This window comes from Rothia sp. HMSC062H08 (assembly GCF_001810775.1).
Taxonomy (GTDB): Bacteria; Actinomycetota; Actinomycetes; order Actinomycetales; family Micrococcaceae; genus Rothia.
Genome location: NZ_KV802677.1, coordinates 127,684 through 149,041 on the forward strand (window position 1 = coordinate 127,684; position 21,358 = coordinate 149,041).

Annotated in this window: 15 protein-coding genes; 7 read left to right on the plus strand and 8 right to left on the minus strand. The window is 61.0% G+C overall.

What is annotated here, in order from left to right; genetic code table 11:
- Positions 1–482: 482 nt before the first annotated feature.
- From HMPREF2765_RS08820 to murA, 4 genes are all read right to left on the minus strand, one after another.
- Entirely contained in the window at positions 483–1,601 is a 1,119-nt protein-coding gene (locus tag HMPREF2765_RS08820) for a D-alanine--D-alanine ligase family protein (protein ID WP_049363013.1), read from the minus strand.
- 226 nt (positions 1,602–1,827) lie between these two features.
- Positions 1,828–2,946, minus strand: a complete 1,119-nt coding sequence (locus HMPREF2765_RS08825; RefSeq protein ID WP_049363011.1) for an NAD(P)H-dependent glycerol-3-phosphate dehydrogenase — start codon at positions 2,944–2,946, stop codon at positions 1,828–1,830.
- Between the two features lie 102 nt (positions 2,947–3,048).
- Positions 3,049–3,906 (minus strand): lysophospholipid acyltransferase family protein, encoded by an 858-nt coding sequence (locus HMPREF2765_RS08830; protein ID WP_070605430.1) that lies wholly within the window; start codon positions 3,904–3,906, stop codon positions 3,049–3,051.
- Positions 3,906–5,339 carry a UDP-N-acetylglucosamine 1-carboxyvinyltransferase gene (gene murA, locus HMPREF2765_RS08835; protein ID WP_049349036.1) on the minus strand — a complete coding sequence of 478 codons (1,434 nt, stop codon included), beginning with the start codon at positions 5,337–5,339 and terminating at the stop codon, positions 3,906–3,908. The genes HMPREF2765_RS08830 and murA overlap by 1 nt, the downstream gene beginning before the upstream one ends.
- Before the next feature lie 691 nt (positions 5,340–6,030).
- Between murA and HMPREF2765_RS08840 the strand changes: the two genes are divergently transcribed.
- Positions 6,031–7,479 carry a hypothetical protein gene (locus HMPREF2765_RS08840; RefSeq protein WP_049349034.1) on the plus strand — a complete coding sequence of 483 codons (1,449 nt, stop codon included), beginning with the start codon at positions 6,031–6,033 and terminating at the stop codon, positions 7,477–7,479.
- A 154-nt stretch (positions 7,480–7,633) separates the two neighbouring features.
- Here the strand turns inward: HMPREF2765_RS08840 and leuD are convergent, their stop codons facing one another.
- Positions 7,634–8,227 carry a 3-isopropylmalate dehydratase small subunit gene (gene leuD / locus HMPREF2765_RS08845; protein ID WP_005505627.1) on the minus strand — a complete coding sequence of 198 codons (594 nt, stop codon included), beginning with the start codon at positions 8,225–8,227 and terminating at the stop codon, positions 7,634–7,636.
- A gap of 26 nt (positions 8,228–8,253) precedes the next feature.
- Complete coding sequence (gene leuC / locus HMPREF2765_RS08850) at positions 8,254–9,696, minus strand: 3-isopropylmalate dehydratase large subunit (RefSeq protein ID WP_049349033.1); 1,443 nt, start codon at positions 9,694–9,696, stop codon at positions 8,254–8,256.
- A gap of 411 nt (positions 9,697–10,107) precedes the next feature.
- On the opposite strand from leuC, the gene HMPREF2765_RS08855 reads away from it, so the two are divergent.
- Positions 10,108–11,004: an IclR family transcriptional regulator gene (locus HMPREF2765_RS08855; RefSeq protein WP_371325931.1), complete on the plus strand. Its 897-nt coding sequence runs from the start codon at positions 10,108–10,110 to the stop codon at positions 11,002–11,004.
- A gap of 112 nt (positions 11,005–11,116) precedes the next feature.
- Here HMPREF2765_RS08855 and HMPREF2765_RS08860 read toward each other — a convergent pair whose 3' ends face one another.
- Both HMPREF2765_RS08860 and HMPREF2765_RS08865 read right to left on the minus strand, forming a co-directional pair.
- Complete coding sequence (locus HMPREF2765_RS08860; protein WP_070605433.1) at positions 11,117–12,985, minus strand: GTPase; 1,869 nt, start codon at positions 12,983–12,985, stop codon at positions 11,117–11,119.
- A 47-nt stretch (positions 12,986–13,032) separates the two neighbouring features.
- Positions 13,033–14,967: a dynamin family protein gene (locus tag HMPREF2765_RS08865; protein WP_070605435.1), complete on the minus strand. Its 1,935-nt coding sequence runs from the start codon at positions 14,965–14,967 to the stop codon at positions 13,033–13,035.
- 646 nt (positions 14,968–15,613) lie between these two features.
- On the opposite strand from HMPREF2765_RS08865, the gene HMPREF2765_RS08870 reads away from it, so the two are divergent.
- The 5 genes from HMPREF2765_RS08870 to HMPREF2765_RS08890 all read left to right on the plus strand — a co-directional run bounded on the left by HMPREF2765_RS08870 (position 15,614) and on the right by HMPREF2765_RS08890 (position 20,984).
- Positions 15,614–16,435 (plus strand): DUF6318 family protein, encoded by an 822-nt coding sequence (locus HMPREF2765_RS08870; protein ID WP_239664211.1) that lies wholly within the window; start codon positions 15,614–15,616, stop codon positions 16,433–16,435.
- 269 nt (positions 16,436–16,704) lie between these two features.
- Positions 16,705–17,901, plus strand: a complete 1,197-nt coding sequence (locus HMPREF2765_RS08875) for a DUF6318 family protein (RefSeq protein ID WP_070605438.1) — start codon at positions 16,705–16,707, stop codon at positions 17,899–17,901.
- Between the two features lie 271 nt (positions 17,902–18,172).
- A complete protein-coding gene (locus tag HMPREF2765_RS08880; protein ID WP_070605441.1) occupies positions 18,173–19,030 on the plus strand; it encodes a DUF6318 family protein in 858 nt (285 codons plus the stop codon).
- Between the two features lie 100 nt (positions 19,031–19,130).
- Positions 19,131–20,090: a DUF6318 family protein gene (locus HMPREF2765_RS08885; protein ID WP_070605444.1), complete on the plus strand. Its 960-nt coding sequence runs from the start codon at positions 19,131–19,133 to the stop codon at positions 20,088–20,090.
- A gap of 117 nt (positions 20,091–20,207) precedes the next feature.
- The gene (locus tag HMPREF2765_RS08890; protein WP_049342122.1) at positions 20,208–20,984 is read left to right on the plus strand and encodes a DUF6318 family protein; all 777 of its coding nucleotides are present in this window, start codon (positions 20,208–20,210) and stop codon (positions 20,982–20,984) included.
- Positions 20,985–21,358 lie beyond the last annotated feature (374 nt).

Sequence of the window (21,358 nt, forward strand, 5' to 3'; positions counted from 1 at the left end):
AGTGAATAGATACCCAATCGCTAGGGCAGATTGGATATGCCTTCATCTATTCTACCGAATCGACTTTTTCTTCATTACTCATTTTAGCGCTTTCATACCAATCTTTGAGCTTCAAGATGTGCAACGACCATCAACAACATCTTTTCGTTACCTAGAAGCATCATTTCATGCACTTATGAGCAGAATTACGTTTTGCCTTATCAATACCACTTTAAAACTTGCACTCCACTATCCAAGCAGCCTCGAGGCGAGTGTGAGTGATTTTTCTCATGGGTGAAATTCGAGCGATTCTCATCAAGATGTAGAGGCTAATACGTACCAATTACCCTTCCCACAAAGGCAGTAACTTGCCCACCGCGCAAAAAGCGCCCCGGCGCGAATCCCTCAAGAATCCGTACCGAGGCGCCTTACAACAGGGGCTACTCCCCCGCCGTTACGTATTCAATAACTGAGCGCAGTCAAAACGACGGCGCGCCCAAGAACTAGCGCAGACCCAGGGGGCGTTCCATCGCCAGGGTCAGCAGTTCGCTAATCAGATCAGTGTAGGAAATACCGGTGTTCTCCCACATGGTCTTGTACATCGAAATCGGGGTGAAGCCGGGCATGGTATTCACCTCGTTAATGACCAGGCGGCCATCCTCGGTGTAGAAGAAGTCCGCACGCGACAGACCCTCGCCATCCAACGCCAGGAACGCCTTCACAGCCAGCTCACGCAGACGATCCTGCACATCCTGCGGCAGGTTCGCCGGGCACACGGTCACAGCGGAAGACTCAGAAACGTACTTCGCCTCAAAGTCGTAGAAGCCGTGATCCTCGTCCACAACCTCGATCTCGCCGGGGTAGGATGCGCGGGGCATCTCGCCGTGGTGGCCGTCGAGCACAGCGCACTCAATTTCGCGGCCCACAATACCCGCCTCAATAATGATCTTCGGGTCGTGGCGGCGCGCCTCTTCAATCGCGGGCACGAGCTCCTCCACCGAATCCACCTTGGTAATACCGAAGGAAGAACCTGCACGAGTCGGCTTCACAAACATGGGGAAGCCCAGCTTCAGCACGCGCTCCAGAATCTGCTCGCGGTCCTCGTGCTCCCACTGGCGGTTAGTGACAACCTCGTAGGGGCCGACCTCCAGGCCAGCAGACTCGAAAGCAACCTTCATGAAGTGCTTATCCATACCCACAGCGGATGCGGTCACACCGCAACCCACATAGTGCAGGTCAGCCATTTCCAGCAGACCCTGCACGGTGCCGTCCTCACCGAAGGGGCCGTGCAGCAGCGGGAACACAACGTCCACCGGTGCGGTGCGGGTAACGTTACCCTCAGCATCCACCAGGGTCAGGCGGGAATCGCCGGCACCCATCGGCAGGAACACCTGCTGGGTACCCTCGGGGAACTCTGCGGTACCGCGAGTACCAGCGGTCAGCTCGGCGAGCTCCTGCTCGTCAGTCAGATACCAGCGGCCGTCACGGGTAATGCCGATAGTGATGACCTCGTAGGCGGTGCGGTCAATGGCGCTCAGCACGCCAGCGGCGGTAATGAGCGAAATGGGGTGCTCGGAGGAGCGGCCACCGCACAGCAGGGCGACGGTCTTCTTCTCGGTCATATATTTCTCCTAGTCAATGTTCCCCTACCCTTAGGTCCGGAAGGTGGAACGGCAATGCGTCAATAATCCTAACGCACGAATACCGTCGCGGTCACTGATGCGTTTCTCACGCACCGGTCTTCCGCAACGGTATCCGTCCTCGGATGTTTACATTCAATCTTCTTCTAGTATGTCCTGGCACACACCACTAATCAGGGGTTACCAGCACACCAGAAAGCTTCAAAACCTAGTGGCTCTCATGCTTGAGGCGGCGACCCAGTAGCTGAGGCGCCAACTCCTCAATGCCAATACGGCCCGAAAGCACAGCCACCACAGCCTCAACAATGGGCATCTCCACGCCGTGACGACGAGCCAACTCAGCCACCACCGGAGCCGACTTAATCGACTCAGCGGTCTGGCTCATGTGCTCATGCAGGCGGTCAGGGGTAATGCCCTGGGCCAGCAGGCGGCCCGCCGTGTGGTTACGAGACAGCGGCGAAGAGCAGGTCGCAATCAAGTCACCCATACCGGCAAGACCACTCATCGTCGCAGCCTCGCCACCCAACGTCACCGCCAGGCGGGTAATCTCCGCCAGACCGCGAGTCATAATGGACGCCTTCGAGTTATCGCCGTAATTGCGGCCCTCGCAAATACCCACGCAAAGGGCAATCACGTTCTTCACCAGGCCGCCAATTTCGGTACCCACCACATCCGTGTTGGTGTACGGGCGGAAGTACGCGCACGCAATCGCGTGAGCAACAGACTCAGCCACCGGCAGGGTACGAGCCGCAACCACGGAGGCGGTAGGCTCCTCCCCCATGATTTCCTTCGCCAGGTTCGGGCCCGAGAGCACGCACACGCGGTGCGGAATATGGCCGATCGCGCGCACATCAGCGCCGCGCAGAGCCATAGCCTCTTCCAGCTCCTCGGTAATGACCTGCGACATGCGCAGACCCGTACCGGTCTCCAGGCCCTTCGCCAAAGAAACCAGCATGGCGTTCGGCTCAATATAGCGGGCGAAGCTCTGCAACTGCGAACGCAGAACCTGCGCGGGCAAGGCAAGCACCACAATATCCGCGCCGGCCAGCGCCGCGGGAGCATCCGCCGTGAAGTGCATGTTATCCGGCAACTTCATTCCCGGAAAATAGCGGGCGTTCTCGCGGGTGCGCTCGCACTCAGCCATCACCTGCTCATCACGGCCGATGAGGGTCACGCGAGTGTCATCGCCGCGCTCGCGGGCAGCATCCGCCGCGATCTTAGCGAAAGCGGTGCCCCAGCTACCGGCGCCGAGCACCGCAATAGACTGTACGGTTGCCGGAGGGGTAAATTCAGGGCTTGCTGCGGGGGTGCGTCCAAAGAAAGTCACGAAAACACCAGCCTCTCTTCCTTGTGAGGTCCTTGGGTGAGCCACCGAAGGCGCCCGGTCGGGCACCTATCGGTGGCTCTCATATGATTCCCAGCGGGAATACTACTTTTCGTCCGGTTCGCCGAGTGCGCCGCCGACCGGACCGGAGGGGGTGCCGGGGGCTTCACGACGCTTAGTGCGCGGATTCCAACGCCCCTCAGGAGCCTTCTCGCCGCGGATTTGCTCCAGCTCGGCGGTAATAGCATCCAGCATGGCGTCGGTGACCACGCCCAGTTCGGTGCGGGTGTGCTTAGCATCGGGGCTGGCATCCTCAACGAGGGAGGCAATATCCAGTGCCTTGCCAACCTTCACGCGGACGGTCTTGCGCGGGAACAGCGAAATCTTACGCTTCTCCTTGATGCGGCCGTCCTCGCCAGCCTCATCCACGTAACCGAGAATCTGTTCATCACCCCAGTGCGCCACCGGGTAGACGGGCGCACCGGTCGCAAGAGCCAGACGAGCCGCGCCGGTACGCGCCTGCATGGGCCACAGCTGCGGATCATGGGTGGTGGTGCCCTCCGGGAAAATCACGACGGCACCGCCAGCCTCAACAATCTTGCGGGCAGTAATCAGGGACTTACGCGCATCCACCGAACCGCGAACCACAGGAATATGCGCGAGCTTGCGCATAATGTAGCCGAGCACGGGGGCGCGGAACAGCGAATCCTTCGCCAAGAAGCGCGGCAGGGCGCCCTCAACGAAAGCAGGGAAAGCCACAGTCACCGGGTCAAGCTCGGTGGTGTGGTTAGCCACGATAATGTACCCGCCGCTCTTAGGCAGGTTCTCACGGCCGGTAATCTCAACGCGCGCGATGAGCTTGTACAGCCCGCGCGCAGCGTTACCGAGCACCTTGTACAGAGCATCACCGGAGGCGGTGGGCTCAATCTCAGGCAGAGCCTGCTTTCCCTGCTGTCCGCTCACTAGTCCTGAACCTCAACTTCCTCGGGCTCAACAACGACGATTGCTGCATCGGGCTTGGGAGCCTTCGACGCCTTGCGTGCCAGCACCTCAAAGTTGGCACCCAGGCCCTTGAGCTTCTCCTCGAAGTTCTCGTAGCCGCGAGCAATCAGCTCAACACCGCTCACGTGAGAGGTGCCCTTAGCAGTCAGAGCAGCAATAATGTGGGAGAAGCCGCCGCGCAGGTCCGGAACCTCAATGTCGGCACCGGTCAGCGGGGTGGGGCCAGAAATAATAGCGGAGTGACCGTAGCCCTTACCCTCGAAACGGCAGGGCGTGCCGCCCACGCAGTCACGCATGACGACAATATCTGCGCCCATCTGCTTCAGCGCGTTGGTGAAGCCGAAACGCTCCTCGTACACGGTCTCGTGCACGATGGACGCGCCCTTAGCCTGAGTCAGCGCCACGACGAGGGGCTGCTGCCAGTCGGTCATGAAGCCGGGGTGCACGTTGGTCTCAAAGACGATGGGCTTCAGCTGAGCTCCGGGGGTGCGCTGAGCCGGGTGGGTAAAGCGGATGCCCTCGGCGGTCACCTCGTACAGGCCGCCCATCTTGCGGAACTGGTTCAGGAACGCGGTCATGTCCTTCTGGGCTGCACCGCGCACGAAAATGTCGCCGCCGGTAGCCAGCGCCGCAGAAGCCCAAGAAGCAGACTCGTTACGGTCGGGCAGGGACGCGTGATCGTAGCCGGTCAGCTCGTCCACGCCCTCAATGACGATGGTGCGGTCCTCGTTAATGAAGATGATGGCGCCCATCTTCTGCAGAACAGCAATCAGGTCAATAATTTCGGGCTCAATCGCTGCATTGCGCAGGATGGTCTTACCCTTAGCGCGCACACCGGTAAGCAGAACCTGCTCGGTAGCACCCACGGAGGGGTAGTTCAGCACAATCTCTGCGCCCTTCAGACCCTCTTCGGGAACAATCAGAGTGGTGCCGGTTTCATCATCCTTTTCAACGACTGCACCGAACTTGCGCAGAGCCGCCATATGGTAGTCGATGGGGCGGTCACCAATCTTGCAACCACCCAGGTTGGGGATGCGTGCGGTACCGAGGGTGTGTAGCAGCGGGCCCACCATCAGAATCGGGATGCGGGAGTTACCACCGAAGAGCTGAATCTCCTCTGCGTTCTTTGCAGCGGTGGTTGCATCCTGTGCGGGGTTGAGAGTCAGAACACCAGCGTCGCGGTCATAGTCGACCTTTGCACCGTGCAGCTCCACGAGGGTGGTAACGATTTCGACATCGCTCAGGTCAGGGACGTTACGCAGGGTCGAGGGGGTCGAACCATGCAGTGCTGCGACCATCGCCTTGGGCACCAGGTTCTTGGCGCCTCGAACGTGAACCTCACCAACGAGCGGAGTGCCACCTTCAATGCGAAGCTTGCTGATGTTCTCAGTCATTAAAAATCCTTTGTGGAGTCGGCTGGTTTAGGCCGAACTTTAACAGTGTGCCGATGCGCCGCGTTCTGTCGTGCCGCGCCCCTGCCGGTAGCAGGGCGAAACGGGCGCATATATTCATCATTATTCTAAGCCCTGCGTAAAGGTGCTCCAAACACTGAAGAACCTTTGGAACTCGTGACTGAGATTTTGCTCTGTTGTGTATGTGAAAAACCGCTCTGGCCCCCTCAGATTCAGAGCCAGAAAAACAAAAAGATACACAAACATTCACACTAATGCAAACATTTTCTGTTTCTTCGCCGAAATTTGACGTTAGTTTCGTCTTTTTAACGTCCGAATTTGAACTTGAGAGCAACCTCACCCCTACAATAACGTGCACACTCGTGCCCACTGAACGGCGCCTCCGCTCTCACGGAGGAGCCAATCAGCTCTACACTGCGGCATAGGCGCCGGCACCGACCTTGCACCCGCGCAGTACAGAGCCTCACGGGAGGGCGCGTGGCGTGCATTCACTGCATAAACCTTTGCGATGGTACCCAACCAAAACGGTTCGGCTTCCTGATTCACTTTAACTTCAAAAATTCACTTCAACATCACCGTAAATATTCGAAAGTCAACTAAAAACCAGGGCCCATCGCAACCAACCACAGGTCGCTTCGCGGCTGCATCCGCGAACTACCGGAGGACCCCAAATATGACACATCACAACACTGCATCACGCATTTCGCGCCGTCGCCTCGTACAGGGTGCGGCGTGGAGTGCTCCCGTTATCCTCGCCAGCGCAACCGTCCCTGCATGGGCGGCAAGCGGCGAGCCCACCTGCTCCCCCGCTCTGACCCTCAAGCCGACCGCAACCGGCTTCGACGACAAGGCTGGCGCATACACCGAATGGCTCGTCCCTGAAGGCGTTGGACGAGTACGCTTCGACCTCGTGGGAGGTGCCGGCGGTGCCGCATCTTCCTTCACTCCCCGATACCTGACCGACGTCACGAACGCGGCCCTGGCTGGCGGCGGTGCCGGTGCACAGCTCAGCGGTGTTCTTGCGGTCAAGTCCGGCGACATCCTGCGCGTCTGGGCGGGTAACGGCGGCGTCGGCTCCGCAGCCGGCGCACAGCCCGCACTCGGAGGCGAAGGCTACGCAGCAGGCGGCGACTCCACCGGCTCCAGCACCGCAACCGGCGCAGCGCAGGTAGTAGGCACCGATAGCGGCTACGTGTACGGCGCGTCCGGCGGCGGCTCCTCCGCGGTCGAGCTCGTCCGCGACGGCGCAGTCACCGTCGTAGCCGTTGCCGGTGCTGGCGGCGGCGGCGCGCAGCTGGGCACCCTCACCACCCACCAGAGCCTCTTCAACGCCCAGCCCAAGGATCAGCTGAACCCGGCACTGCGCGTGGCGCTGGACGGTCGCGATGCATCCACCACCGCAGGCGGCAGCGCGGGCGGCGACCTGGGCACCGACAACACCGGTCAGGGCGGCATGCTCATGGCAAGCCCCTACCAGGAGTTCAAGCCCCTCGACGAGGACGATAAGACCCTCGACATGCGTTTCATGGTCACCGGCGGTACCGCTGGTCGCTCCGGCGTAGCTGGCACCCTCGGTGAGGCACTGGCAGGCGTCCTCGACGAGAACAACGAGCTAAAGCTCATGCCCATGTCCGAATCCTGGTTCGACTCCTACGATTTCCCGCGCTACTACCGCTACGAGGGCGACTCCGTGAGTGATAAGGAAAAGGGAACCGGCGGTGCGGACGCTACCGGCTCTTACCGCGGTAAGGGCGGCTCGGGCGCGCTGCTCTCCCACACCTACGGCAAGCTCTCCCTCACTTCCGTAGCATCCGGTGGTGGCGCCGGCTACGGCGGCGGCGGCGCAGGCCTGAACATCTGGACCGTTGGCTCATACTACGAGGCCGTTTTCGGCCGTCAGGTGCAGTTCGAGGGCGAAGGCAACATCTACTCGCTCAGCGCCCTGAGCAGCGGCGGCGGCGCAGGCGGCAGCTACATTAACCACGAGGTGGTTTCTGACTTCGCTCTTGCCACCGCACAGAACGCGAACCCGACCGCGGGTGTGCGCTCCCCCGGTTCGGCGGCGCTGTACAGCTGCACCGAGAACGCAACCTTGAACACCCCCATCACTGAGGGTGCCTAAGCTCTAGGTATTGAATAAATACGCCTCCCCGGAAGTTCCGGGGAGGCACATTCATATGTGTGCCAGGTTTTTGGGTACAGAAAAGCTCGAAGGCGGCGACTGAATCAGTCGCCGCCTTCGAGCTTTATATATCTACGGCTTAGAGTTCCCCTACTTAGAGCTCCTGAGTGCGGGGCATCCAGGAGGGGCGCTTCGCCTCGTACGCTTCAATAGCTTCGAGGTTCTGCAGGGTCAGACCGATATCGTCCAGGCCCTCCATGAGGCGCCAGCGCACGTAGTCGTCAATCTCGAAGGGAACAACCAGCGCGCCCACGGTTACGGTCTTGGACTCCAGGTCAACGGTGATTTCGGTGCCGGGCTCGTGCTCCAGCGCCTTCCAAATCAGCTCGATATCGTCCTGTGCAACCTGTGCGGTGACCAGGCCCTGCTTACCGGAGTTGCCGCGGAAAATATCGGCAAAACGAGCAGAGATAACGACCTTGAAACCGTAGTCGCGCAGCGCCCACACGGCGTGCTCACGCGAGGAACCGGTACCGAAGTCCGGGCCCGCAACCAGCACGCTACCGTGCTTGTAGGGCTCCTGGTTCAGGATGAACTCGGGGTCCTTACGCCAGTTAGCGAAGAGGGCATCATCAAAGCCAGTCTTGGTCACTCGCTTGAGGTAGACGGCGGGGATGATCTGGTCGGTGTCAACATTCGAAGAACGCAGCGGCACGCCAATGCCGGTGTGCTTAATAATGGGTTCCATAATGGCTCCTTAGCTATAGCGGCGTGCTAGGCCACGACGTCGGACGGGGCGGACAGGGTACCGCGCACAGCGGTTGCGGCGGCGACCACCGGGGAGACCAGGTGGGTGCGGCCACCCTTGCCCTGGCGGCCCTCAAAGTTACGGTTCGAGGTGGAGGCGCAACGCTCACCGGGTGCCAGCTGGTCGGGGTTCATGCCCAGGCACATGGAGCAGCCGGCAAAGCGCCAGTCGGCACCGAAGTCCTTGAAGACCTTGTCCAGGCCTTCTGCTTCTGCCTGCGCGCGGACCTTCTGGGATCCGGGCACGACCATCATGCGCACGTTCTCGGCGATGGTGCGGCCACGCACGATGTCTGCGGCGGCGCGCAGGTCCTCAATGCGGGAGTTGGTGCAGGAGCCCAGGAAGACGACGTCCACGGGAATTTCCTTCATGGGGGTGCCCGCCTTCAGATCCATGTATTCGAGGGCGCGTTCTGCTGCGACCTTGTCGTTCTCGTCCTCGAAGTCGTCCGGGGAGGGAACGGCGTGGCTCAGCGGAATACCCTGACCGGGGTTGGTGCCCCAGGTGACGAAGGGTTCGAGCTCGTCAGCGTTAATGAAGATTTCCTTGTCGAAGACGGCGCCTTCGTCGGTGGGCAGGCTCTTCCAGTACTCGACTGCCTTGTCCCACTCTTCACCCTTGGGTGCGTGCTGGCGACCCTTGATGTACTCGAAGGTGATCTCGTCGGGGGCGACCATGCCGGCGCGTGCGCCCGCCTCGATGGACATGTTGCACATGGTCATGCGGCCCTCCATGGAGAGGGAGCGGATTGCGGAGCCGCGGTATTCGAGCACGTAGCCCTGACCGCCGCCGGTGCCAATCTGCGCGATGACAGCGAGGATGATGTCCTTTGCGGTCACGCCGGGCTTGAGGGTGCCTTCAACGTTGATTGCCATGGTCTTGAAGCGTGCCAGGGGCAGGGTCTGGGTCGCCATGACGTGTTCCACCTCGGAGGTGCCGATGCCGAACGCGAGAGCGCCGAACGCACCGTGGGTGGAGGTGTGGGAATCACCGCAGACGATGGTCATGCCGGGCATGGTCAGACCCAGCTGCGGGCCGACCACGTGCACGATGCCCTGTTCCTCGTCGCCGAGGGAGTGGATGCGCACGCCGAACTCTGCAGCGTTGCGGCGCAGGGTCTCGATCTGGGTGCGGCTGGTCAGGTCGGCGATGGTGCCGAAGATGTTGTCGGTGGGGGTGTTGTGGTCCTCGGTGGCGATGGTCAGGTCGAGGCGGCGCAGGGGGCGGTTCTCGATGCGCAGGCCTTCGAATGCCTGGGGGGAGGTCACTTCGTGCAGTAGCTGCAGGTCGATATAGAGCAGGTCGGGCTTGCCGTTTTCGCCGGGGACGACGACGTGTGCGTCCCAGACTTTTTCTGCCAGGGTGCGCGGACGGGTGCCCGCGGTGGTTGCGTTCTGTTCGCTAGTCATGCTTTCTCCTGCTTGATGCGTTCCTACGGTGGATGCGTTCGGTGTGGTGCGTGCCGCAAGTTTGCGGAGTTAAGGGGCGGATTATGTACCCGATGGGACCCTCAAATCGGTATTTCCCTGCGGCGTGTCGCATATTTTTTCACGGATTCTTAGCCTGTGAGACGGCCTAGAAACACCCCGAACTAGCGAGTGTTTTTATGTGGGTTTACTCTATGACTCCAGGGTAATTTTGCGGGATTGCGCGCATTTTCCTGCGGCTTTTTCACACATTTTCACCCATAAACACACATAAACACTTATTATGAAAAACTCATAATTTATCCCGTAGGGGGTGATTCCATCTTCAGCTGTGCACCCGAAAGAGTCCACGAAGTCCGGGGTATCTTTCATATTCTGAGATAGAATATAAGAATGACTCCTTCCGCTTCACGTTTTAACGCACACGGAATGCGTCACCCCAACGCATCCACATACCACAACGCACCGATTGTCGACCCCGTCAAGCCGCCCGAACACATGGCCGCCGACGAGCAGATGGTAGAGGTAAACTCCCACGGCTCCTCCGGCGTTGGCGTGCTCGACAAGGCGACCCTCATTCTTGATTGCCTCGAGGCAGGACCCGTATCTCTGGGTGACCTCGTCAAGGCAACCGGTCTGGCGCGCCCCACCGCACACCGCCTCGCCGTGGCGTTGGCACACCACCGCCTCGTAGCCCGCGACGTGCAGGGACGCTTCATGCTCGGACCCCGCCTGACCGAACTCGCATCCGCAACCATTGCTGACGAGCTCATCACCGTGGCAGACCCGATCCTGCAGAAGCTCAGCCTCGAAGCTGACGAGTCCACCCAGCTGTACCGCCGCCAGGGTGACTGGCGCGTGTGCGCAGCCACCTCCCCCCGCCCCTCCGGCATGCACGAATCTATTCCGGTCGGCACCCAGCTGTCCATGCAGGCTGGTTCCGCCGCCCAGGTTCTGCTGGCTTGGGAAGACCAGAACCGCATCGTCGAGGGCCTGCGCGACGCCCACTTCAGCGCCGCCATGCTCGCGGCCGTGCGCCGCATCGGCTGGGCACAGTCCGTGGGCGAACGCGAACGCGGAACCGCCTCGGTCTCTGCTCCGGTGCGTGCGCCCGGCGGCAAGGTGATTGCGGCAGTGTCCATCTCGGGTCCGATTGACCGCATGACCCGCCAGCCGAACCGCAACTACCCTGAGCTGGTCGTTATGGCTGCTCAGGCGATTACGGACGGTCTGCGTGAGCTTGCGGCGTCTCAGCAGGCTCCCTGCGGTGAGAGTACTGAAGAGGACTAAGCTTCAGTAGCGTGTAGATTTAACGAAAAGAATCCCTCCCCGCCTCGATTGAGGTGGGGAGGGATTCTTTTGTGCGCTCTTAGTTTGATGCGGTTTCTCGGATGATACGCCGCTAAATGTCCAGCGCCTTGCGGTAGGCGTTGAGGCGCTTTGCTTCCTGCTGTACCGGGGCGACCACGCAGGACTGCACTGCCTTCTCCACGCCGGTCTGCAGGCGACCCCGCAACTTACGTGCGTAGTAGCGTGAACCCATGGCGGTAAGTAGCCTGCCCACACCCGCCGAGGCGATACCAAGCAGGATACCCAGCAGCAGAAGCAGGGTCGGCAGGGGCACCGGGGAGCCTTCGGGGGTCGGGGCGGGCGGCAGTTGAATCTGCAGGTACGCCATGCCGGAGATGAGGGTCAGCCAGCCGACGCCTACCAGGGCACTCAGTAGCGCGATCCACTGCAGGGCGTTGAAGATGACCCAGGGGGCGCGGGTGCGGCCCAGACCGTAGTCGATGCGCACCATGTCGCGTTCGAGCAGTTCGGGTAGCTCCGCCTCGCGGGAGAGGGCGGCTTCCTTCATGCTGCGCTTCCACGGCTCGTCGACGCGGGCCGCCATCTGCTTGCTGTACTGGCGCACGGCGTTTGCCATGCCTGCCTTCTGCGCGGCGCTCAGCGGGGGTAGCGAGGATGCCACCAGCTCGGGTGCGTTCTCGCTATCGGAGCCGAGCATGCCCGAGGACTTCTCGGCCTTAGATGCACTCTTCGTTTCGTCCTGCTGCCCCAGGTGCAGGCGGCGCAGGGGGTCAGCTTTCAGACGGCTCATCCAGCGGGTGAGGATCCAGCCGGTGTGCTGACCTGCGGCGCGGCGGTAGGAGGCGGTTGCCGCCTGCAAAACCTGCTCTGCCTGGCTGGAGGTGTAGCACGCCTTCGCGAGCTTCTGTTCCGCTTCGAGGGCGTAGGCTCCAGCGAGAACGGCGCCCTCTCCCCCGGCGTAGGTGCGCAGCTGGGAGGCGGTGGCGTGTAGCTGCGCGTCGGTTCGTTGCAGGGACAGGCTCTTGGCGGCGGCTACCTGCGCGAGCAGGTCGCGGAGCGCGTCCACGCCCTCACCGGTTCGGGCGGAAACGGCGATGGGTGCGGCGAGCAGGTGCGCCTCGGTACCCTCAGCCTGGAGCAGGCGGGTGAGGGATGCGAGCACGGCGGGCACCTCGGCGGGTGCGAGTTTGTCCGCCTGGTTGAGCACGCAGAGCGCCTGCGCGCCGGAGGCGGCAAGCGGCACCATGAAGTCGCGGTGGATGACGGCGTCGGCGTACTTTTGGGGGTCGACAACCCAGACGAGTACGTCCACGTAGCGCATCATGCGGGCGGCGAGGTCGCGGTTGGTGGTGGTGACCGAGTCGAAGTCGGGCATGTCCAGCAGGATGAGGCCGCCGGTGCGGGTGCGCATTTCGCCGCGTCCGCCTACTGCGCGGCGGATGCGGTTGAAGAGTCCGGGCGCCGGTTCGGTGACGGTATTGGGTGCCGCTACTCCCCCGGTTGCCTTATTACCCTCGGTTGTCTCTCCTTCGGCGGCGAGCGCCTGAGTTTGCGGGTAGACGCGCTTGTCGATGCCGAGCCAGTCAAGTAGCTCTTCGCTGCCTTCGGCTTCCCAGATTGCCGCCTGCACGGTGGAGGTGGTCGGGCGTGTGGGAGCGGAGAGGGCAATGTTCTGCCCGGCGATGGCATTGAAGAGGGTGGATTTGCCGCTGCCGGTCGCGCCGAAGAAGCCGATGACGGTGTGCTCGGTGGAGAGCTCGCGGCGCTGGCTGAGGCGTTCGAGGGTTTCGGCGGCGTCGAGCAGCACGGTTTCGGGGACTCGTCCTTCGCCGTAGCTGATGGCATCCTTGAGGGATGCAACGGAGCGCGCGAAGGGCGAGGTCGCCACGGCGGGGGTGGCGCCTCGCTCGGCGTTGCGCTCTGCGCTGGCGTTCTCGAGTTTGTTCTCGGGGGTAGTCATAGTGCGTTTTTCTTCGTCTGTGGTGCGGGGTGCCTGCCCGGAGTGGTTTAGCGGGCAACCGTGCCGTTAGTGTGGGCTGCGGCTTGGCGCTGTGTGGTTTGGCGCTGTGTGGTTTGACTCTGGGTGCTCATTTCTGCGGCGATTGCCTGTACCTGTTCGGCGGCGCGGTGAATGTCCTCGGCATCAGCCTGCGGGTCGGTTTCTTCCAGCACGGCGGTGAAGGGCTGGGCGTGCTCGGTGAGCAGATCCGCCATGCGTTCGAGCAGGTCGGTGCGGGCGCGGGTTGCCATGCGGCGCACCGCGTCTTCACCGAAGATGGACTCGAGCAGCTTGGTGCCGACCACGCCGCTACCGCCCGCAATACCCGCTTCAATACCGGTAATGCCGCCGGTGAGGCTGAACGCGGCGACCATGAGCATCACGGCGGTAGCGTTCACGCCCAGGGAAAGGAAGCGAGCACGTTTGCGCTTGTCGGCGCCTTCTTCACGGATCATTTCGAGGACGGAACCCTGCCAGAGGCGAATCTGCTCGGCAACGGCTGCGGAGAAGATGTCCTCGGCGGATTGCACTTCGCCCTTAGCTTCTGCATTCTGTTCGGGTGCGGCAGAGACAGTCTGCGGCGCAACAGAAACAGCCTGCGGCGCATCAAGGCGCGCCAGCAGGGAGCGTCCGGCGCGGCTGGCACGCCAGCGGGTGCGGGTGTTTTCGGAGGCGCGGGCGGCGGCATCCAGCACGACGGCGTGGATGCCGCTTTCGAGGGCGTCTTCTACCTTCTGGGCGGCGGCGGGCTGACCGCGCAGTGCGGAGCCGACGCGGTCGCGCAGGCGACCGATGGTGCTGTCGAGGGAGCGGAAGAAGTCGCCGGTTCCCACGAAGTCGTGCCAGCGCGAGAGCACTTCGCCGCGCAGCAGGGAGCCGTCGGAGAGGGCGCCGTCGATGGTGGTCAGCGCGTCCTCGTATTCTTCGGCGACGATGGTGGCAAGCGACTGGTGCGCCGCCTGCTGGCGTGCCTGTTCGGCGGCGAGCACCTGCAGGTTTCCGGCGAGGGTTTCGACGGCACCGGCGAGGGTCTGCCGGGCGATGGCGGCGCGGGCGGGTGCGTCGGCGCCAAGTTCGCGGATCCACAGGGTCAGCGGGGCGAGGCTGACGGGGGCGAGCATGCCGCTTGCGTCGCGGGGCTGTTCGGTGACGGTGTGAATCAGTACGGCGTGGATTCCCGCCTCGTCGAGCATGCGTCGCAGGTCGTTTTCGATGGCTTCTTCGTCGCCTTCGGGCACGCGGTTGAGCACCACGGCGATGGCGATGGAGCGTGCGGCTGCTTCGTGGAGCAGTTCCCAGGGCACGGCGTCGGCGTAGCGGTTGGCGGTGGTGACAAAGAGCCACAGGTCAGCGGCGGAGAGCAGTTCCTTGGCGAGGGTGCGGTTTTCCTCGGAGACGGAGTCGATATCGGGTGCGTCGATGAGCGCGATGCCCTGCGGTAGCGCCGAGGTAGTAATAGGAATGAGGGCGCGCGCGATCTTCGGGTCGAGGCCGGGTAGTGCCTGCGATCCGGCGTTCATGCCGGAGGTGCGGGTGCGCGGCAGGGTGGGCAGGAAGCGTTCGGGTGATAGCGCCGCTTCGTCTTCTGCGCGGTGCAGGAGTACGGGGTGGCGGGTGGTGGGTCGAATCGCGCCGGACTGGGTGAGCGGTTCGCCGAGCAGGGTGTTGACGAGGGTGGATTTGCCGGCGCCAGTGGAGCCTCCGACCACGATGGTGAGGGGGTTATCGACGCTGGCGCTGCGCGGCAGGATGTAGTCGTCGAGTTGGCGTGCCATGGCGGCGAGCAGGGTGCGCGCGGTGGCGGTGCCGTGCTCGGCGGTACCGTCGTGGGTGACGGTGTAGGGGGTGCCGGGGGTTTCGCCGGCTTCTACGTCGAGCGGGAGGGGGATTCGAGTGAGCAGTTCGCGAGCTGCTTTGAGCTGCGCATAGTCGGTGGTAGTCACAGCGCTATTGTCCCATAGGGTGCACCTGCTTCATGCCATGTGTAGGCGTTGCGGTGGGCGCGTTGCGGTTGCGGGTTGTTTGGGGGCTCATATTGAGGTGTTTTTGATAGGTGTTTGGACAACCTGAAGAGGTTGAGATACTACTTGCACACAGGGTGCAACAACTCCAATTTATGATTTATTCATAAGAAGAGCAGGTGAGAAAATCCTTGATTTTCCGCAGGAAATCAGTACATTTCAATGCGGTTACCCGGAACACATTGGTACGTTTTATAACCCGCATAAAACGGGCAAATATTAAGATTTGATAACTTTTTACGCTCAAGCGCAGATATGGTCATTTTGAACCTGAAAGTACGCTTAGAATCGTTGAGCACGACAACCAGGCAGGTCATAATCCACACCGAATCCCCAGGAGGTTTCTGACCTGCCCTTCGTATCGCATCCGTACTCACCGCGGTATGCGATACCCACCGGGAATGCTCACCGAACCCTCACGCAACTACATTCACAATTTACTGCCGTTGAGGTTCACTGCATCCGAGCTACCCGCATACTGTCTGCCCATCTTTACTCTTGCGAAAGGTTGCGTATGTTCGGTTCGCTGTCACGGCGCCATCTTCTTGCTCTTTCTTCCGGAGCAGCATTGAGCGCACTCGCAAGCGCTTGCAGCCCCAGCGCAGTTTCTCGCCCTCAACCACTCGCTAACCCTTCCCCTACTAAGGCTGCTCCTCAGAGCTCCCAGACCAAATCTGCGACCACCACGCGCAGCATTACGTACGCCGAGCCCCTGCCCGCATCCGCCCTGGACGGTCGCGGACCGGCTCTTCTGCCGGATCAGTTCTTTGAGCGTTCCGGAAATTTCTCAAACGGCACCCTGAGCCATCGAGCCGTCAATGTCCCCCGCCCCACCATGCCCCCGGAGGCTAAAGAGCGCACCGTCGAGGGCCTGCACGCCTTTCTGCAGTACTGGGGTGCGGCGCAGAACTACATGCTCCTCACCGGCGATACCGACCCTTTCATGGGTCTGCCCGGCCAGGAGCACTTTAGCAACATGGCGCAGATGTACCGCGATATCTACCGCTACAACATTGGCTGGCTGGTCTCTAAGAACAACCACCCCATGTGCATTAACCTGAGCTCCCCGCAGCCGGTGCCCGCTACCGAGCAGGACGTCTACTGCTGGAAGGCGACCCTGAAGGTGGACGAGAACGCGTTCTTGTTCAACCATGAGACCCGTCAGCGTGAGCAGCTCACCGGTATCTACGGCAGCAATCAGAAGGCGGATGCGTACGTCTACTTTGGCAAAGAGGGCTGGCAGATGCTGGAGGATCCGAAGTCTTCCCCGAGCGCTACCGCAACCCCGGCGGCTACCGCTGAACCGTCCGCGAATATTCCGAGTGCGCACCCGACCCCGAATGAGAGCACCCCTTCTAAGGCGGCTCGTTATATTCGAGGCTCAGCCTAAAGCTTCTTTACATCCGTGCCTCAAAGAACCCGTCATATTGGGTGATATGAGGCACGGATGAGGGCTTTTATTTGTGTGCCACGCGTGAAATCTATAGGCTAGGGGCTAGATGAGGTCCGCCCATTTTCGCCTCAATACGCGTCTACTCGCCCTGCGGGTGACTGCTTCGCGCCCTCCTGTAGGGGCGTGATGTTAGGCTGAGAATTGGAGCGTGAGCTCTTCACTTATCACCGATACTTCCGCATCACAGCACATTCAAGGGGATCACTATGATTCACAGCCGCCGCCACTTTATTGCGCTTACGGGCACCGCCGCCCTGGGTGCGATGCTTGCCGCTTGCGGTTCCAAAAAGACTGCGGAGGCGACTGCCTCCCCCACTGCTTCCGCTTCGATTGCGGGTGCCTACGACAATCTGTCGGGCGAGCTGAAGTGGACTAAGTACATTGCGGGTAACGGTGCAGCCCCGATGAGTAGCACCGACCCGGAAACCGGTCAGGTGTACACGATTGAGCCGACTGCCGGCCCGGCAAGCGTTGATTCTAAGGCGAGTGCCGTGCCCATCCCGATTGAGGATGAGAGTATGTACGACAAGAACGCCCGCGGTCTGCGCGCCACTTTCGCGTATTTTGCGGCGGCGGTGAACTATGCCCGCATGACCGGTGACCCCGGTCCTGCTCTGCAGGTGGTTCAGGCTCAGAACTCTACCGACCGTGCGGCGCTGGAGAAGCTGCGCGCCTTCTATGCGCCCGGCACGAACTGGCTGGTGGGCGGCGAGTGGACTTTCCGCCTGACCGATAAGCAGCCGACGACCCGCGGCACTAAGTATGCGTGGGCGTGCACCGTAACTCAGGCGCACGGTATGCAGGTTGAGAAGGCGACCAATACGACCAAGCCTCTGGAAGACACTGAGGCACAGGAGATTAAGGCTCTCTACGCTGAGTACGATGAGGAGGCGAAGCGCTGGTTGGTGATTGCGCCTCAGCAGTACGATCCCGCATTGACCCCGAAGCCGACGCAGACTCCGCGTGCGCATCCTTCCTCGACCTATACCCCGACGGTGACTGATGACAGCACCGTGGCGGCTAATGCTGGCGCACACACCGGCGCGAATACTTCGGGTAACGGCGCGGCTCAGGGCACTGCTCAGAACGGTGGTGCGCAGGCTCCTTCCGCCCAGAACGGTTCCCGTCAGTACACTGGCTCCCAGAACGGTGGTGCGCAGAATGGTAGCGCGCAGACCGGCACCGGTCAGGGTGGCGCGGCTCAGGCTCCTCAGCCTGCCGCTACCCAGGCGCCTGCGGCTACCGCGCAGCCTGTGGCAACTCAGCCTGCCGCTGCGACGGTTCAGCCGAGCGCAGCGCCCGGTGCTCCTGATCCCGGTGCCGCTCAGCCCGGTGCCGCTGGTGGAGATGCTGCTCCCGGCGCTGAGGCGCCCGGCGGTATTCCTGGTGAAGGCGCACAGTAGCCCCTCCTCTAACAGACGATGAACGCGTCCCCTCCTTCGCTACCCTCATCTGGTGCGATGCTCCCGCTGGTTCCACTGAGTTCACTGGCTACGGTAAGTTCGCTGATGGGCGGCATATCACGCTCATTTGAGCGCTGGTACGCACGGGTGTGAAGGCGGGGGCGCGTTATACTTAGGACTGTCTCTAGAGGGATGTCCGCGTGTGATATCCACTCGTCGAGGCGTTCTCTCACTCGTCTCTCACCTGAGATTCTCACTCGAAAGGTATTCCGTGGCGCTTTTCCCCATGACCTCCGGGCTTCCCAGTTCCACTACCGGTATCAGCCGCCGTTCTGCTCTGCGTTACGCGGGTGCGGGCGTTGCGGGCGTGTCTTTGAGCGCCCTGCTGGTTGCGTGCGGCGGTGGTTCTTCTAGCAATGAGACTGTTGATGCGGATACCCCTCAGATTTCCCCTTCGGCGTCTGCGCGCACCGATTTTAGCGGCGAGGTTACCTTCGACAACTATGAGAAGAAGGGTAATTTCGTTCCGGCGACCGAGTCTGCGCCCGCGCAGAACGTGCCGTTCCCCAAGCGCCCGGCGAGCGCCTCGGAGAACTCGGTGCAGGGTCTGTACGATTCGATTGCGTTCGTGTATGCGGCGATTAATTACCTGGTGCTGACCGGTGACGCGGCTCCGCTGCGTGAGTCGAAGGCTGATGAGAAGTTCGTTGCGTCGTTCTCGTCGTTTATGGATGAGTCGAATGAGAGCTCGCAGAATCGTGACTGGTTTGTGTCGCCGAAGGTGACCATGTCGGCGTTTACTGCTGTTCCCGCGCTGGTGAAGAAGAGCGTTCAGTGGACCTTTGACCTGGTGATTGATTTGGGCCCGACCGTGGTGATTGACGGTGCCCCTGCGGAGATGTCCGAGAAGGTGCGCCGCACTGAGCGTGGCCTGGTGATTACCGGTGTGCGCCACGATAATGATTGGACTTTGACTATTCAGGATGAGTATGAGGCGCAGGCTTCGGCTCAGCCTAAGAATGGTGGCACTAACGGTGGCGGCGCTAACGGCGGTGGCGCTAACGGCGGTAATGCTGGCGATTCCGGTAACTCCGGCAATGGCGGCAATTCTAATGGTGACAACCTTTAAGCCCTCAGATGGATGAGGCATCATGCCCTAACTCGCACTCGGGTTAGGGCATGATCTGTTTTACTCTGGTAGTACCGGTCTTTCGATTCAAGGTTTTTGTATGTCTTCTTTTTCTCAGTCTTTCTCGCGCCGTTCTCTGCTGCGTTTGGGCTTGGGCGCATCCGCTGTTGCGGGTTCTGCGGCGCTGTTGAGCGCTTGCGGTTCGGGTGGCTCTAGCCAGCAGTCTGGTTCTCAGGGCGGTAGCCTGAACGGTTCGAAGTCGAGCGCTAACCCGAATGGGTACAGCGATGATGGTCAGAACTATTCGGGTCTGGTGGAGTACACCCACTATGAGGGCACGCTGAATTATGAGCAGGGCACGGTGGAGCATCCGCCGCGTAACGCTCCGAAGCCGAAGGTGACTGATGCTCTGTCGGCGAATACGGTGACGGGTTTTCATGAGGCGATTGCCTATTTTGCGGCGGCTATGGATTATCTGGTGAAGACCGGTAGCACGGATGCGTTCTCGACCGGTATTCAGCTGTCGTCGAAGACTCGCTCTGAGGTGGATGCTCTGTCGGCTTCTATTCTTGCGGGTGTGGAGAAGGGTTCCTGGTATGTGAATCCGTCGGCTTCCTATGCGCTTTCGAGTGCGCAACCGTCCATTATGAGCGATGGCAACCTGCTGTTTAAGGGCAAGTACACTCTGGACTTCGGTGCGGAGGCGGTGGCTGAGGGCAAGATCCAGCCGGTGGTTGCCTCGGCGAGCGCTTCGGCGTCTGCTGAGCCTACTGAGCCGTCCGAGGATGCGCTGGTGTCTGACGCGGCATCCCCCACTGCTTCTGCCACGGCTTCTGCGGCAGGTCCGGCTTCTCGGGTGACGGTTCAGGAGTGTGATTTCCGCGGCCGCTACCACGCTGATTCTAAGATGTGGGAGCTGAGTGTGGCGTACGGTGCGACGCTCCAGGGCGGCGCTTCCACCGCGAGCGCGGCGGCATCCGGTGCAGCATCTGCTTCCGAGTCTGTTTCGGCTTCTGCTGAAGCTTCTACTGAGGCGTCCGCCACCTCTGCGGCGTCATAGTTCGTCATAACGCTTTTATCTGCGAGGCGCTTCTCACGCTTCGTCCACTCAACTCTGTATCCTGTTGGGTTTGCGGCTAAACTGGTTGCAATCACCGACTGACTGAAAGGTATCACTATGTCCGAGAACCTGACCCGCCGCGCGGCGCTGGGTGTACTGGGCGTCAGCTCCATGGCTTTGCTGGCGGCTTGTGGCTCTAAGGCTACTTCTGAGGCGTCTGCTTCCGCTTCTGGCTCTGAGAGCGCTTCTGCCGCTGCTTCTGAGTCTGCTACCGCCTCGCCGAGCGCTTCTGCGTCGGCTTCGGCGTCTGCTTCCCCTTCTGCTTCTGCGTCGGCTACTGCGACGAGCTCTCCGCTGCCTAACGACAATAAGGATTACAGTGGCGTAGCGAAGCTGGAGAAGATGGAGGATCACGGCGAGTACCAGCCGGGTAACGCTGAGCACCCGCCGCAGAATGTTCCTTCCCCGATTGTTCCGGAGGCTATGCACCAGAATTCGGTGGCTGGCTTCGCGGCGGCTCTGGCGTACTTCGGTGCGGCGTTTGAGTACCTGCTGCGTACCGGCGATATGCACTACATGAACGAGGTCAGCACCGACCAGGAGACCCTGGCGGCGATGAAGAAGTACGCGGATTCCACTAAGGCAGGTATTGACGAGAAGAAGACCTGGTACGTGAACCCGACCGCTACCTTGACTATTGGTACTAAGCAGCCGGTTCTGGCGCAGGGCGCGTACAACTGGACCGTGACTCTGAATGTTGATCTAGGTGAGAAGCTGTTCAAGGACGGCAAGGAGCAGACTGTGGCGGCTGATAAGCGTCACGTGAAGATGTTTGGTGAGGCTGTTGGTCGCTACTTGAACAACAAGTGGGATCTTCACATGGACATCAACTAGTCCTCTGAGGCTGGTTTTCTCCCCCGCTTTTAGCGTTGTGCCGTCTCAGGATGCGGTTTTTACTGTTTTTTCCATTGATGGCAATAAAATTTGTGGCTCCAGCTTGCGGTGAACGGAGTTCACCACTACTCTTATATACAGAGGTTGTCTTTTGGGCTACATAATGTTTCTAGAGAGCGCCGCACATTCATCGTCCTTTGTCGAGAAAGGGTTTGTGCGGCGCTTTTCTGTACCCTCTTTCTGAACCTCGTTCCTTGAGGTTTTTCTCTGGCATTATTACGAACTGTGACCGCAGGTTTAAACCTACTGCCGGTGAGTAGTAGAGTTGCCACGTAACCGATTATTCATTGCGGAGACCCCGTCGCGGCTGGCCT